This window comes from Sinorhizobium sp. 6-70, assembly GCF_030124375.1.
Lineage (GTDB): Bacteria > Pseudomonadota > Alphaproteobacteria > Rhizobiales > Rhizobiaceae > Sinorhizobium.
In genome coordinates, this window is sequence record NZ_JASKLS010000001.1 from 72,003 (window position 1) to 85,917 (window position 13,915).

At 60.9% G+C, this 13,915-nt stretch carries 13 protein-coding genes and 2 tRNA genes; 10 read left to right on the forward strand and 5 right to left on the reverse strand.

Going from position 1 to position 13,915, the window contains the following annotated elements; translation table 11 throughout:
- The first annotated feature begins 205 nt into the window (after positions 1-205).
- Positions 206-1,051 (forward strand): SDR family oxidoreductase, encoded by an 846-nt coding sequence (locus QN222_RS00370; protein WP_283960835.1) that lies wholly within the window; start codon positions 206-208, stop codon positions 1,049-1,051.
- Here QN222_RS00370 and QN222_RS00375 read toward each other — a convergent pair.
- The 3 genes from QN222_RS00375 to QN222_RS00385 form a co-directional block, all read right to left on the reverse strand.
- Complete coding sequence (locus QN222_RS00375; RefSeq protein WP_283960834.1) at positions 1,039-1,365, reverse strand: SMR family transporter; 327 nt, start codon at positions 1,363-1,365, stop codon at positions 1,039-1,041. The genes QN222_RS00370 and QN222_RS00375 overlap by 13 nt on opposite strands.
- Positions 1,362-1,718 (reverse strand): SMR family transporter, encoded by a 357-nt coding sequence (locus QN222_RS00380; RefSeq protein ID WP_283960833.1) that lies wholly within the window; start codon positions 1,716-1,718, stop codon positions 1,362-1,364. Before QN222_RS00380 ends, QN222_RS00375 begins: the two co-directional genes overlap by 4 nt.
- Positions 1,719-1,792: 74 nt before the next feature.
- Positions 1,793-1,867: transfer RNA gene (locus QN222_RS00385), tRNA-Asn, on the reverse strand.
- 138 nt (positions 1,868-2,005) lie between these two features.
- Between QN222_RS00385 and QN222_RS00390 the strand changes: the two genes are divergently transcribed.
- Positions 2,006-2,299, forward strand: coding sequence for a hypothetical protein (locus QN222_RS00390; protein WP_283960832.1), 294 nt, complete (start codon positions 2,006-2,008; stop codon positions 2,297-2,299).
- A gap of 162 nt (positions 2,300-2,461) precedes the next feature.
- Positions 2,462-2,535: transfer RNA gene (locus tag QN222_RS00395), tRNA-Cys, on the forward strand.
- 355 nt (positions 2,536-2,890) lie between these two features.
- On the opposite strand, the gene lexA is transcribed toward QN222_RS00395, so the two are convergent.
- Positions 2,891-3,610, reverse strand: coding sequence for a transcriptional repressor LexA (lexA, locus tag QN222_RS00400; RefSeq protein ID WP_283960831.1), 720 nt, complete (start codon positions 3,608-3,610; stop codon positions 2,891-2,893).
- 185 nt (positions 3,611-3,795) lie between these two features.
- Complete coding sequence (locus QN222_RS00405; RefSeq protein ID WP_283960830.1) at positions 3,796-4,737, reverse strand: LysR family transcriptional regulator; 942 nt, start codon at positions 4,735-4,737, stop codon at positions 3,796-3,798.
- Positions 4,738-5,188: 451 nt separating this feature from the next.
- Here QN222_RS00405 and QN222_RS00410 point away from each other — a divergent pair, with 451 nt between their 5' ends.
- From QN222_RS00410 to QN222_RS00440, 7 genes are all read left to right on the forward strand, one after another.
- Positions 5,189-6,052 carry an NAD(P)-dependent oxidoreductase gene (locus QN222_RS00410; RefSeq protein ID WP_283960829.1) on the forward strand — a complete coding sequence of 288 codons (864 nt, stop codon included), beginning with the start codon at positions 5,189-5,191 and terminating at the stop codon, positions 6,050-6,052.
- Between the two features lie 42 nt (positions 6,053-6,094).
- Positions 6,095-7,216 carry an enolase C-terminal domain-like protein gene (locus tag QN222_RS00415; protein ID WP_283960828.1) on the forward strand — a complete coding sequence of 374 codons (1,122 nt, stop codon included), beginning with the start codon at positions 6,095-6,097 and terminating at the stop codon, positions 7,214-7,216.
- Between the two features lie 5 nt (positions 7,217-7,221).
- Entirely contained in the window at positions 7,222-8,424 is a 1,203-nt protein-coding gene (locus QN222_RS00420; RefSeq protein WP_283960827.1) for a thiolase family protein, read from the forward strand.
- A complete protein-coding gene (locus QN222_RS00425) occupies positions 8,421-8,882 on the forward strand; it encodes a Zn-ribbon domain-containing OB-fold protein (RefSeq protein ID WP_283960826.1) in 462 nt (153 codons plus the stop codon). Before QN222_RS00420 ends, QN222_RS00425 begins: the two co-directional genes overlap by 4 nt.
- 7 nt (positions 8,883-8,889) lie before the next feature.
- The gene (locus QN222_RS00430) at positions 8,890-11,058 is read left to right on the forward strand and encodes an acetate--CoA ligase family protein (RefSeq protein ID WP_283960825.1); all 2,169 of its coding nucleotides are present in this window, start codon (positions 8,890-8,892) and stop codon (positions 11,056-11,058) included.
- Positions 11,024-12,118, forward strand: a complete 1,095-nt coding sequence (locus tag QN222_RS00435) for an extracellular solute-binding protein (RefSeq protein ID WP_283960824.1) — start codon at positions 11,024-11,026, stop codon at positions 12,116-12,118. The genes QN222_RS00430 and QN222_RS00435 overlap by 35 nt, the downstream gene beginning before the upstream one ends.
- Positions 12,119-12,184: 66 nt before the next feature.
- On the forward strand, positions 12,185-13,912 hold the full coding sequence (locus tag QN222_RS00440; protein WP_283960823.1) for an iron ABC transporter permease: 1,728 nt from the start codon (positions 12,185-12,187) through the stop codon (positions 13,910-13,912).
- Positions 13,913-13,915: the final 3 nt, after the last annotated feature.

A 13,915-nucleotide genomic window follows, 5' to 3' on the forward strand; every position in this document is an offset into this window, starting at 1 on the left:
TTTTCGGCTCAGCCTGTGCGTGAGGCAAGAAATAGCGTTTCGCAGCTAACCTGTCCCGGGCAAAATTCGTCTCGGTCGCGAAAAGATCGGCCGTACGAGGAAAATGTGGGCAGGCGTTGCCGTCGGAGAGGTACTGAGCCCGGGCCGGGGGAGACAGCCAGGGGTTTTGGAAGGGAATGCCCTTCCCGATGGACGCGAGGACGAAATGACGACAGCATTCATAGCCCGACCCGAGCATGGACTGGTCTGGATAACGGGGGCGAGTTCGGGCATCGGCCGCGCCGTGGCTCTCAGGCTGGTTGAGGAGGGCTACTCGGTGGTCGTTACGGCCCGCAGCCACGAGAGACTGGTGGCACTTCAGCATGAGGCGTCAGGTCCGGGCAGGATTGTCGTTCTCGATGGTGACGTCACCGACCCGCGTGATATGGAACGTTTGCTGGCAGCCATCGAATACGACCACGGGCGGGTCGCTCTGGCGGTGCTCAATGCGGGGGTAGCGATTCCGGTGCGTGGCGATGATCTCGGTCGGGAAGCCTTCGACAAGAGTTTCGCCGTCAATCTTCATGGCGTGGTCAATTGCCTTGTGCCCGTTGTCGAGCACATGAGGGCGAACGGCCATGGCCAGATCGCCGTCGTTTCGTCGGTGGCGGGATATTGCGGCCTGCCGATGAACGCCGCTTACGGAGCGACCAAGGCGGCGCTCATCAATATGGCTGAGAGCTTGAAATTCGACCTCGATCGTATCGGCATCCGCGTGCAGTTGATCTGTCCGGGCTTTGTCGACACAGCCGCTTCGGCTAGAGGCAAGTTCCCGCGACCGGCTCTGGTGAGCGTAGACGAGGCGGCGGAGCGCATATGCCTCGGCTTGAAGTCCGGACGCTTCGAGATCACTTTTCCGAAACGCTTTACCTATGCCGTCAAACTGCTGCGGTTCCTTCCCTACGGCGCCTACTTTGCACTTCTCAACTGGCTGGTACCCCAGCGTGCACCCGCAGCCGCCATGAAAAAGGAGCAATCCCGTTCAAAGCGCCGGCCTCGTCAGGCCGTGTGAAGCACGAGAACCGCGCCGAAGACCAGCGACAGGCCGACCCAGCCGACAGGTTTCAGTTTCTGACCGAAGAACAGGCGCCCGCAGATCGCGGTGCCGAAGATGCCGGTCGCGCCGAGCACTGCATAGGCGATGGCAAGTTCCATACCCTTGACCGCTTCGGCGAGCAGCGCGAAGGCGGCAAGTACCAGGAGAATCGAAAGCACTCCCCAGCCGCGCCGCGCGAAGCCGTTCGACTTCGTGGACGCCAGATTCGCTGCGACGTCGAGGACGCCGGCCATAACCGCGAAAGCGAAATAGAAGCCATCGGCGCTCATCGGGCTGCTTCTCCCGCCGCTTCCTCTTCCGGCACCTCACCGGCGTTGACAAGCAGTATTCCGACGACAGCCATGGACAGGCCCAGCGCCTCGCGGCCGCTCAGTACATGGCCAAAGACGAACACGGAGACGAGCGTGATGAGGGCGACACCGGACCCTTCCCAGATGGCATAGGCGACGCCGACGGAGATCGTCTTCACCGCCTTGGCAAGGAACACGTATGAGAGTGCGATCGAGGCGTACATGATCGCATGCCCGACGTAGGAGCCAGAGGCCGAAGCAGCCTTCATCGCCGTGAGGCCTGCGACCTCTGTCGTGATCGCGAGGACCAGGAAAAGCCATGCAACACGCATGAGGGACCTTCAGAGACTATACCGACAAACGAAAAGAGCCATTCGGGCGTTTGCCGCGAATGGCTCTTTGAAACTGGCTCCCCGGGCCGGATTCGAACCGGCGACCTATCGATTAACAGTCGAGTGCTCTACCGCTGAGCTACCAGGGATCATCTGCGCCGCAGAAGTGAGGCTGCTAATACAAATGCTTTTTCGATTTGCCAAGCGGTTTTTCAAAAAAAATGACAACGGCGGTTGCGAGGCTGTGGAGAAGGCCCCAATTCTGGGAGGAGCATGAAAGAGCAATAATGACGAACGACAGGAAAGAACGGCATTTCGGCATCGATCCGCATACGCACGAACTCGTCCTCGGCAAATGGCGTATGAACTTGCCCGACTCGCCGGTGCTGCGGATTCTGTTTGGCACGCTCCTTGTCTTGGGCGGACTGCTGGGTTTCCTGCCGGTGCTAGGCTTCTGGATGATTCCTCTGGGACTGCTCGTGCTTTCTCACGACATACCGGCCATCCGCCGGCGTCGCCGCAAGCTGGCGGTCTGGTGGGCGCGCCGGCGCGGCCAGCAGAATTCTTCCGACAAGTCCTGAAAGGGCCCATGCGGCGCGGGGGCGCCAAGAGCGGCATTAGCGGAGCGCTGCGGAGAAAGTGGATGACCTCGCGCCGTCCCACCTTTTTCGGACCACTCCCCCTTGCACTCCTCATAGATTCGTTCTAAACGCCGGCCATCGCTTGATCGATCCAGCGTGAGAGGCCTCGTGGCGGAGTGGTGACGCAGAGGACTGCAAATCCTTGTACCCCGGTTCAATTCCGGGCGAGGCCTCCAAAGCTTTATTTCAAGAAAATCAACGACAAATGTGTAGGCCAACGCTTTGTTGCTTGGCTGACGGCAAAGCCGTTCGGCTCGCCAACGCGCTTCGCGGCGGTCGCTGCCGTCGTTAACGGGATCGGCGCCTCGACAAGGGTGTAAAGCCCTTGGCTTGGCCGCCCGAGTTGCAATGTGATTTCTACCGCATGTCTCCTTGAATCGACCTCGACTTAGGGACAAAGACATGCCGCAATTCAAAGTGCGACAGCGACCTTTGCGCGTCCGATAAGACGCGCGGCGCTGTAGGTGCCTACCGGCCTGCCGCAAGTCGGATTGCTGTGCCCGACGCTTGCCGGGCAACAGCCCGTCTCGATTAGTGATAGCGGCGAATAAGGCCGACGAGCTTGCCTTGGATCTTGACGCGGTCCGGTCCGAATATCCGCGTTTCATAGGCCGGGTTGGCCGCTTCGAGCGCAATGGACGCGCCTTTTCTGCGGAACCGTTTGAGGGTTGCCTCTTCATCATCGACAAGCGCAACGATGATGTCGCCGGGATTGGCCGTGTTCGTATTCCGAATGATCACGGTATCGCCGTCGAAGATACCCGCCTCGATCATCGAGTCACCCTTGATCTCGAGCGCGTAGTGTTCGCCGCTGCCGATCATCTCCATCGGGACGGAAATATCGTGTGTGTTATTCTGGATCGCGGAAATCGGGACACCGGCTGCAATGCGTCCCATGACCGGCACTGAAACCGATGCAGTATCGCTCGGCGGCGCCGATTTCGCTGTGGCGGCAGGGGCGGCAGGTGGCTTGCCCAGGCTGCCTTCGATCACACTTGGCGAGAAGCCACGCCGAGGCTGCGGGCTCGCCGTGTAGGCCTCGGGTAGCTTGATGACCTCAAGCGCGCGCGCCCGATTGGGAAGACGGCGAATGAACCCGCGCTCTTCAAGCGCGGTGATCAACCGATGGATGCCCGACTTGGAGGCGAGGTCCAGTGCGTCTTTCATCTCGTCGAAGGACGGCGGCACCCCGGATTCCTTCATTCGTTCGTGAATGAACAGAAGCAATTCCTGCTGCTTGCGGGTTAGCATGGCGCGTCACTCCAGAATCGCGAAACAAATCAAGAACAGACACTATCTGTTCCATATGTGTTCCGCAAGTGCCTAAAATTCCGTGAATATCCCTGGCTATCGCGAATTCCTCTGGAGACGCGTCGACCGTTCCGCCGACCGCCTCGCCGCCGAACCACGCAGAGGGCAGGGTCGCGCTTTCGGTCTTATATTTTTGTCAGCTTGGTGAGGGCACCGGAGTTTGCGCGCGTCGCCGCTGTGATCTCCTGGATCAGGGCCTGGCTCGCCACGGGAATTGAGACATCCGATCGGAAGATCAGCCCCACCTTTTGCGGTGGCACGAGCTCGTGGATGTCGAGCTGGGCGGATATGTCGATCTCGACCAACGAACCGGTCTCGAGTTCGATGCGTACGGCGTCCTGGCGCACAAGGCCGATGAACTCGCTCTTCTGGAGGATGTTCTTGACGAACATCGGAGAGCCGCTGCGCAACACCGATTTATTGAATTCCGTACCGACAAGCTTGCGCAGCGCGCCCTCGAGATCGCGGTTGCCGGTCAATACCACCCAAGGATACTGCGTCAGTTCGTTGAGCTCGATCTGATGGCCGTCAAGCATGGGGTGACCGGCGCGTACGACGAGGATCATGGAATCGAGATAGAGTTCGCTCTGTTCGACATCGGGCGGAAGATCCTCCGGCTCGAAGAGGGTGGCGATCAGGAAATCGAGATCCCCCAGAAGCAAGGGACGGATCAGGTCGCTGCGGGTGCCATTGGCAATGTTGATGGTGAGGCGCCGATCGTCGGTGACAAGTCTGAGGATCGCGAATGCCAGCGTGCGGCTGTCCGGGCCAAGCGGAGCGCCGACGTTGATCTCGCCCGATCCGAGCGTGCGGAGCGCTTTGATATCGCTCTCCATCTTGCGCATCTCCGCCGCAATGCGCCGCGCATGATCGAAGACCGCCTCGCCGAAAGACGTAAGCGTGATGCCGCGTGGCCCGCGGTCGAGCAGGGGCACTCCGAAGGCATATTCAAGCATCTGGATGCTTTTCGAAAGCGCCGGCTGGGAAAGATTGAGGCGTTGCGCGGCCTTGTTCAGGCTGCCCAGCTCAGCGACTGCAAGGAATCGGTTGACCGAACGCAGATCCATATTTCACCTCCCCGAGAAACTGGATTTGACGATAATCAGTTCTAACTTTTGGTTTGAACGATATCAAATCATTCTTCTTGATTTTAGAACCTCCCAACCGCAGACTTCGATCATTCCCGGCGGCCACAATCGATTTCCGCGAGGGAAGACCGAAGCGAAAGTCCTTCGGGACGGGGTTGTACGAGGCCGTGAGGAGACGGTGTCGCACAATCGAAGCGACGGTCGAGGAGCAGCATTTCCGGGCAGTCCGGATTCAATCATCGCCTGATCATGGTCGGCCCGCAGGGAACGCGCCGCGCGTCCCAACGGTTTCGACCGGCTTTTTCTACGGCGCCGCGCGTCTTGTCAGACGCGCAAAAGGACGCTGTAGCACTTTGAATCAGTGCATGTTTTTTTCCTTAAATCGGGTCCGATCTAAGGAAACATGCAGGAGGCACGAGGGGAGGATTGCATGTCAATAAGAGTTGGATTCGTAGGCGTCGGCGCAATGGGATTGGCCATGTCATCGCACGTGCTGAAGGCGGGCTTCGCCGTGGCGGCCTACGACGTTGATGCCGGCTGTCTCGCAAAGGCTTCGGCCGCAGGTATCACGGCCGCGAAAGACCTCGCCGATCTCGCGACGATGGCCGACGTCTTCATCGTCGTCGTCGCGACCGATGACCAGTCGCGTGCCGTGACCAGGGAGTTGGCGCCCCTCGCCAAAAAGGGCTCAGTCATTGCGATCGCCGCGACCAACAATCCGGGCACGATGCGCGAACTCAGCGACTACTGTGACAGCTATGGCGTCAAGTTCATCGACGCGCCGGTTGTCTACGGTCTGGAGGGAGCGCGCGAGGGCACGCTTCTTTCGCTCTGCGGTGGACGCGAGGCCGATGTCGAAATGGCGCGTCCGGTGTTGATGAGCTACAGCCGCGACGTGCTGCATGTCGGCGATGTCGGCTCCGGACAGCTTGCCAAAGCCTGCAACAATCTGCTGCATTGGATCCATTGTGTCGGCAATTACGAAGCGCTGCTCCTTGCCAAGCGCTACGGCGTCGATGCGCAGCGCATGCGCGAGATTTTGCTGAAGAGCCCCGGCTACAACAACACCCTGGAGCGCTGGGACGGTACCCGCTTCACCTGGCATGAGAAGGATATGGATGTCGTTCTGGACCTTGCGCAGGCGGGCGGGCTGGTGCTGCCGCTGAGCGGCCAGACCGACCAGCTCATCAAACTGTTGACGCCTGCCGATGTGCGCGACTTGCTCTACGGTCCCGAGGCCCACTATCTCGGCCGCCGCGTCGTTGCGATCAATGGCGAGGCCGCAACCACCTGAGAATTCTGCTCTGCCGACGTTTCGCGCAACGGGAGCTGAATCATGGAAATTGTTGCATTCGATATCGAGCCGGTGGTCCTAAAGAAGGACGATCCGGAATGGAAATTCGCGCTTGGCGCCAATCCGAACACGGAAGGTGTGATCCTGCGCATCGCAACGGCAGAGGCCGAAGGGTTCGGCTATGCCTCGGCCACGGCCCATATGGGTTCGATTAAGTCTGCGCTTGTCGCCGAGCTATGTCATTTCCGTCCCCTGGTGGTGGGCAGCCGCGCCGACGAGATCGGCGCCATCATGCAGAGGCTTGACCGCAGGCTCCGCGGAGCGCCGCAGGCCAAGGCCGCTGTCGACTGCGCGCTCCACGACCTTCTCGCACGGACGCTGAATGTCCCGCTCGCGACGCTGTTCGGCGGCAAACTGCGCGGCGAGGTGCCGATCCTGCGCATTCTCGCCATCAAGTCACCGGATGCGATGGCTGCTCAGGCGAGGCGCCGCGTCGACCAGGGATACCGGTACCTGAAGATCAAGGTGCACGGCGATGTCGACGCGGACGTCGCGCGGGTAGCGGCCATCCGTGCCGAGGTCGGTCCGGACGTACATCTGACGATCGATGCCAACCAGTCCTATTCGCCGAAGGACGCGATAACCGCGATCCTTAAGATGGCGGACCATGGCATCGAGCTCGTCGAGCAGCCGGTGCCAGCCGAGGATCTCGAAGGCTTGTCAGTTGTGACGAGGATGGTCCCGATCGCCGTCGAGGCCGACGAGGCGGCGGGCTCTCTCACAGAAGTCTACGATCTGGCAAAACATCGGCGCGTCGATGCGGTCAGCCTGAAGATCCCGAAGCTCGGCGGTATCCGCAACACGCTCGCGGCGGCCGCGCTCTGCGAACAGGCGGGCATAAGGTACCGCATGGGCGCCGCTGTCGGCAGCCGACTGCTCTCCTCCTTCGCCATTCATCTCGCCTGCGCGCTTCCGGGGGTGGAATACGCCTGCGAACTCGGTGAGTTCGAGCGACTACTCGGCGACCCCTTTGGCGGCTTGTCGGTCGAAGACGGGGTGCTCCGGCTACCATCCGGCCCCGGGACCGGAGTGCAAAAGATCGATGCCAGCGCGCAGGGCCCAGCGACCGAGAATTACGAAGCTTTCATGATGACGAAAGGATGACCGAGGTGGGAAAGCATGCATCTTCCGGAAAATACGCGATCGTTGGTCTCGGCGTTGTCGCCGGGCCGCAGGCGGACCGATCGGAACGAATGATCGCCGCAGAGGCCGCGAGGCTTGCGATCGCCGATGCCGGCCTAACAAGAGCCGATATCGGTGGCGCGATCGATCTTAGACGTACAGGCGGCGGCGGCGACCGTGCCAGTTATTCGGACGCCTTCACGCGTGTTCTCGGCATCAAGAACAATTTCTACTTCACCTGTGGGCGCGGTGGGGCACTGGCCGGTCTCGGCATGGCCGCCGCCATGTCATACCTCGACCGGGGCATCGCAGACTATGTCGTGCTGATGGGAGCGGTGACCGACTGGTCGCAATCGCAGGAGACCCGCAAGAAGGGGTTTCGCGGCATGGCGCATGCCGAAAAGCGAGGCTACTGGGGCAAGCCGCTCGGCGATTCCCGTGCCGTCAGTCACCATAGCTGGATGGCGGCTCGCCACATGGCCGTCTATGGCACGACGAGCGCCCAGCTCGGCGCTATTTCCGTCGCAGAGCGCCAATGGGCCTGCATGAACCCGGAAGCCAAGATGTATGGCCGTCCCATCACCATCGAGGATCACCAGAGTTCACCGCTGGTCGCCGAGCCCTACCATCTGCTCGACATGAGCCAGGTATCCGACGGCGGAATCGCCTTCATTCTCACAACGGCGGACCGCGCCAAGGATTGCTCCAAGCAGCCAGTCTACGTGCTCGGCCAGGGATTTGGCGAAGTCTCCGCCGACTTGTGGTGGGAGAAGAAGAATTTCACCCACATGGCCGTCGAGCCAGCGAAGAAGCAGGCTTTCGGTCAGGCCGACATTACGCTCGACGATATCGACTGCGCCCAGCTCTACGACTGCTTCACGGCAGAGGTCCTGTTCCAACTCGAGGACTATGGCTGGTGCAAGAAAGGCGAGGGCGGCGCCTTCGTCGCTGACGGCAACATGGCGCCCGGCGGCTCAATTCCCGTCAACACCGGCGGCGGCCTGCTCTCCTGCTACCACCTCGGCGATCTGACAGGACTTGCCGAAGCCGTCCGGCAGCTTCGCGGCGAAGCCGGCGAACGCCAGATCGAGGATTGCGACATCGTCCTGACCACCGGCCATGGCGGCGAGCTCGTCTCTCCCGGCATGTGCTCGATCCACACCTGCACGCTGCTCGGGAGGCACGCATGAACGTCAATCCGCAATCCTACACGGTCGATCTCGACTGGAAGAAGCCCTATCCCAGCATCGACCATGACAATGAAGCCTTCTGGGACGGGCTGAAGGAGCACAAGCTACTCGTCTGGAAATGCAAGCAATGCGCCGCGGTCTACTGGCCGAAGGCCTATTGCCAGAACCACGAGAACGAACCCTTCGCCGCCAACTGCGAATGGACGGAGGCTTCCGGCCGCGGCAAGATCTTCGCCTTCAACATCCATCACTGGGCCTTCCATCCCGGCTTCAAGGAAGAGGTGCCGTACGTCTACGCGCTGATCGAGCTCGACGAAGGGCCGTTGATCAGCTCGCAGCTCGTCGGCGGCGACCTGCCGACCGACATCCACAAGATCGGGCAGATTGTGGAGATCGTCTACGAAGACCATCCCGCTCAGGGCTTCACGCTCCCCAAGTTCCGTGTCGTGAGGGAATGAGGAACACATGACTGGCCAGATACATTCCCTTCCTGCCGGGAGCCTGCTTGCGCCTCGTTCCGTTGCCTTTGTCGGGGTATCCGCCAAGGGCGGCGCCGGCAACAAGATGCTGAATTCGGCGCTGCGCTCCGGGTTCGAAGGCAAGATCTGGCCGATCAATGCCAACGCCTCGGAGATCGCCGGCGTGCCCTGCATCTCCAGCCTCAGTGCGCTCCCCACAGTGCCGGACTGCATCGTCATATCGGTTCCGGCCGAAGGCGTGCTCGCCCTTGTCGAGGAGGCCGCATCGATTGGCGTTCGCGCCGCTCTCGTCGTGTCCGAAGGCTTTGCCGATGCTGGCACACCTGAGGGCAGGGAGCGACAGGAACGTCTTCAAGCCATCGCGAAGGCTTCGGGCATGGCGGTCGCCGGGCCCAATTGCATGGGTATCGCGACGCTCGCCTACCGGTTTGCCGCGACCATGGCCGACATTCCCGCAAGACTCGATGCCGGCGGCATTTCGCTCGTCTCGCAGAGCGGCGGCCTGCTCAATGCGGTTGCCGAACTCAGTGCCAATCGCGGCATCGGCATGAACTATCTGATCTCCATCGGTAATCAGGCAGTCCTTGATCTGGCGGACTACATCGACTTCCTTGCGGATGATCCGAAGACGAGCGTCATCGGCTGCATCATGGAGGGCGCAAAGGACGGGCGGCGGTTCCGCGCCGCGGTCGAGCGGGCATCGAGGGTCAAGCCGCTGGTCATTCTGAAGCTCGGCCAGAGCACCGCCGGTCAGGCCGCCACCTTCGCTCACACCGGCACGCTTGCCGGCAGGCATGAGGCCTATGAGGCATTGTTTCGTGCCAATGGTGTCGCTGCCGTTTCAAGCCTCGACGAACTGGTGGAAACGGCCGCGCTGCTGGCAACGGCGCCCCTGCCTGCGGGCGATCGCGTCTGCCTGCTGACGGTCTCGGGCGGCGCCACATCGCTGATCGGCGACCTCGGCGAGCGGGCCGGCGTCACCTTCGGAAGGATCGACGCGGAGACAAGCCGCCGGGTCGGCGAGGCACTCGGCGTTTTGCGCGACTTCGGCAATCCGCTCGATACGGTCGGCATGCCGCGCTTGCGCCAGGACGGCGCGATCGAAGGCGTTGTCGGCGCGTTGCTGGATACTGCCGAGATCGACGCCATCGGCCTTGTCCTCGGCATGCGCCTCGAAGGCGCCGAGAATCACGAAAGGCTCGTCGGGCGCATGGCGGAGATCGCCAGGACGGCAAGCAAGCCGCTGCTGGCACTCTCCTTCATTTCGAACAGTCTGACGGCGCATTGGCGCGGCTATGCGAGAGAGAAGGGGCTGCCGCTTGTGGAGGATATCGAACTCGGGTTGCGCGCGATCCGCCACCTGACCGATTACGCGGCATTTCGGCACAACATGTCCAATTGCCGCGAGCCATCGCAGACGCGCCCCGCGCCCGGGCATGTCAGCGCCGGTGTTGCTCTTAGCGAGGCGGAAAGCAAGCGCATCCTCGGCCGGGCCGGTCTTCCGATAACGCGGGAATATCTCGCAACGACGCCAAAGGAAGCAAAAGCGCTGGCCGAAAAGATCGGTGGCCGCGTCGCCCTGAAAATCCAGTCCCGTGATATCCCGCACAAGTCGGATGTCGGCGGCGTCCATCTTGGCGCCACCGTCGACGATGCCGAAATGATGTCGCAGAAGATTTTGACAAATGCCAAAACGGCCTGTCCGAAGGCTGCCATCGACGGTATCCTCGTCCAGGAAATGGTTGGTGAAGGCGCGGAATTCATTATTGGCATGACGTATGACGAACAATTCGGCCCGCTGGTTGTCGTGGGCGGCGGCGGCGTAATGGTCGAGGTGTTCAAGGATGCAAGTGTCGGTTTGGCTCCGCTGACCCGTCAGCAGGCCACGGAGATGGTCGCCCGGCTGAAGATTTCCGTTCAGCTCGACGGTTTCCGCGGCGCCCCCCCACTCGATAGAGAAGCCCTGATTGATTGTCTCGTCGCGTTCTCGAACTTCGTGGCGTCGACCGACGGCCAGTTTGCGGCCATCGATCTCAATCCGGTCTTCGTTCGCACCCAGGGGAGGGGTGTGAAGATAGCCGACGCCCTCATCATCACCAGCAGTCTTTGGGAGGAAGACAATGAGCAGACGGAGCCGCATTACGCAGTCAGTTAGCATAGTCATGGCTTTCCCGCTTTTAGCGGGTCTCGGGACACCGGTGTTTGCGCAGAGCCAGGAGGAGATCCTGCATTACGCCGGTGCCGATAGAGAGAAGGTTCTCGCGGAAGGCGCCGCCAAGGAAGGTGAACTCGTTGTCTATTCGGCAATGATTGCCGATCAGGCCCTGCAGCCGCTCACCGAAGCCTTCATGAAGAAATATCCATCGGTGACCGTGACTTTCTGGCGCGGCGACTCCGAGGATATCGCGCAGCGTGTGCTTGCCGAAGAGCGCGCCAACAATGTCGTCGTCGACGTCGTCGAAGGCACCAGCGTCAGCGAGAACCTGATCAAGGCCGAGGCGGTTCAGACGTTCACCTCGCCGATGCTCGATCAGTATCCGGATTCCTACCGCGATCCCAAGCATCTGTGGGCCGCGACAAGGGTCAGCTATTACTGCATGGCCTATAACACCGACATGGTGAATGCGGCCGACGTCCCGAAGAGCTACGAGGACCTTCTCGACCCAAAATGGCAAGGCCAGATCGCCTGGCGCATCGGCAGTGAGAGCGGCACGCCGTTGTTCATCACGAACCTTCGTTCCGCGTGGGGCGAGGAAAAGGCGGAAGACTATCTCAAGAAGCTTTCGGCGCAGAAGATCGTGAATTTCGGCGCCGGCAGCGCGCGCACGCTCGTCGACCGGGTGATCGCCGGCGAATATGCGATGGCGCTCAATGTCTTCTGTCATCATCCGTTGATCAGTGCGGAAGACGGTGCGCCCGTCGCCTCACAGCTCATGAGCCCCGTCGCCTCGACGACGGCTACGCTGCTGATCCCGAAGAACATCCGGCATCCTTACGGCGCGGCGCTCTTTACCGATTTCCTCCTGTCGGAAGACGGACAGAAGATCCTGCTCGGCGCCGACTATTTCCCGGCCCATCCGAAGGTGTTGCCATCGGAAATGCTTCAGAAGATCGTGCCGCATGAAGTCGGCTACGAGGAAAACCTCGTCCGCCCGGAGGCGCTCGTCAACAATGGCAAGAAGTCGGACGAACTGTACCAGACGTACTTTCGATAATTGGAGCGAGGCCGCCGTTTGGGGCGGCCTCTCTGACCGGCAATAGACGAGAGAGTTCTGAGCGACATGAAAACGCTTCAATTATCCGCCGCAACGGTGCCGACAGTCAGGAAGATCAGTTTTTCGCCCGTCGTGCTCATTCTGGCCGCCATCCTGCTGGTGCTCATCATTCCGCCGGCCGCCTATCTGGTCGCCTCGAGCCTTTACACGACCAATTTCGACGGTTCTTTCGACCAGCTCACCTTTCAGTTTTTTGCCGATCTCCTTCGCAATCCCTATTTCCTGCGAAGCCTCATGCACACGGCCGTCTATTCGCTCGGTTCCGCCTGCGTCGGGATCGTCCTTGGCACCGTGCTCGCCATCATCGTCGAACGGACCAACACGCCAGGCCGCAAATACGCCTTCCTGGGTGCCGTCATCTCGCTTGCGATCCCGCACGTGCTCTATACCGTTGCCTGGCTAATGATTCTTGGCAAATCAGGCCCGTTCAACCAAATGCTGAAGGCGATCTTCGCGGCGTCGGCGCCGACATTTGACGTCTATTCGCTGCCGGGCATGATCCTCATTGAAGGCGTCGGATTCGTGCCGCTGACCTTCCTGATGATGTCCGCGGTCCTGCGCTCGACGGATGCCGCTTTCGAGGAAGCATCGATGATGAGCGGGGCAGGGCCGATCGCGACCTTCTGGAAGATAACGCTCAGGATGGGCATGCCCGGCGTGCTGGCGCTGCTGCTGTTGAGCTTCATTCGCGCTTTCGAATCCTTCGAGGTTCCGGCAATCGTCGGCCTTGCAGGCAATATCGAAGTCTTGAGCACGAGCATCTACCAGAGTTCGCGTGCGACGACGCCGCCGAATTTCGGCCAGGCCGGAGCCTATTCCGTCTGTCTGCTCGCTTTCCTTGCCTGCCTGCTCTATTTCTACGGACGTCTTTCCCGGCACGCCCATCGCTACCAGACAATAACCGGCAAGGGGTACCGTCCCCGTGTGATCGATCTCGGACGTGGCCGCTATGTCAGCATGCTGGTTCTTGTCGCCATCCTGCTCTTCGTCATCGGACTGCCGCTGGCGATCATAGTCTTTGTATCCTTCAAGCCCTTCTTCGGGAGCTTCAACGTCGCCAGCCTATCGCGCTGGACGCTGAAGAATTATGCGACCGTGATCGGCCCAGGCTTTTTCCGCTCGACGCTCGTCAACACGCTGGTACTCGGGACAGTCACGGCAAGCATTGTCGTGCCCTTCACGGCCCTTTGCGCATGGCTTGCCGTTCGCCGAAGACCTGCAGCATGGGTGCTTGACCAGCTTGCCACCGCACCGCTGACCTTTCCTTCGATCGTCATGGGCGTCGCTTTCCTTCAGGTCTTCGTCAATCTGCCGTTCCCGTTCTATGGCACGCTGACCTCGGTGATCGTCGCCTCGGCCGTCGCCTATCTGCCCTACGGCATGCGCTACGCCTATGCCGGAGTGCTGCAGATCCATTCCGATCTCGAAGAAGCTTCGACTGCTTCGGGCGCGCCACAGATGCAGACCTTTGTCAGGATCGTCCTGCCGCTGTTGTCGGCCTCGATGATCAGTTGTTGGCTGTTCGTCTTCCTGCTTGCGGTGCGGGCCATGTCGCTGCCGCTTCTTCTCGTCGGGCCCGGAAGCTCGCTGGTCGCCGTGAGCCTGTTCGATCTCTGGCAGAACGGGCAGGTCACCGAACTCGCCGCCATGGGCACGGTCTGGGTTGCCCTCATGACATGCGTTAGCGGATGCTTCTATCTGGTGGCGCGCCGTTACAGGATTCTCACCGCATAGTCG

Excerpts from the sequence above, each read along its gene's own strand:
- QN222_RS00370 (WP_283960835.1), top strand. The coding sequence starts at position 206 with ATGACGACAGCATTCATAGCCCGACCCGAGCATGGACTGGTCTGGATA.
- QN222_RS00375 (WP_283960834.1), bottom strand. The coding sequence starts at position 1,365 with ATGAGCGCCGATGGCTTCTATTTCGCTTTCGCGGTTATGGCCGGCGTC.
- QN222_RS00380 (WP_283960833.1), bottom strand. The coding sequence starts at position 1,718 with ATGCGTGTTGCATGGCTTTTCCTGGTCCTCGCGATCACGACAGAGGTC.
- QN222_RS00390 (WP_283960832.1), top strand. The coding sequence starts at position 2,006 with ATGACGAACGACAGGAAAGAACGGCATTTCGGCATCGATCCGCATACG.
- lexA (WP_283960831.1), bottom strand. The coding sequence starts at position 3,610 with ATGCTAACCCGCAAGCAGCAGGAATTGCTTCTGTTCATTCACGAACGA.
- QN222_RS00405 (WP_283960830.1), bottom strand. The coding sequence starts at position 4,737 with ATGGATCTGCGTTCGGTCAACCGATTCCTTGCAGTCGCTGAGCTGGGC.
- QN222_RS00410 (WP_283960829.1), top strand. The coding sequence starts at position 5,189 with ATGTCAATAAGAGTTGGATTCGTAGGCGTCGGCGCAATGGGATTGGCC.
- QN222_RS00415 (WP_283960828.1), top strand. The coding sequence starts at position 6,095 with ATGGAAATTGTTGCATTCGATATCGAGCCGGTGGTCCTAAAGAAGGAC.
- QN222_RS00425 (WP_283960826.1), top strand. The coding sequence starts at position 8,421 with ATGAACGTCAATCCGCAATCCTACACGGTCGATCTCGACTGGAAGAAG.
- QN222_RS00430 (WP_283960825.1), top strand. The coding sequence starts at position 8,890 with ATGACTGGCCAGATACATTCCCTTCCTGCCGGGAGCCTGCTTGCGCCT.
- QN222_RS00435 (WP_283960824.1), top strand. The coding sequence starts at position 11,024 with ATGAGCAGACGGAGCCGCATTACGCAGTCAGTTAGCATAGTCATGGCT.
- QN222_RS00440 (WP_283960823.1), top strand. The coding sequence starts at position 12,185 with ATGAAAACGCTTCAATTATCCGCCGCAACGGTGCCGACAGTCAGGAAG.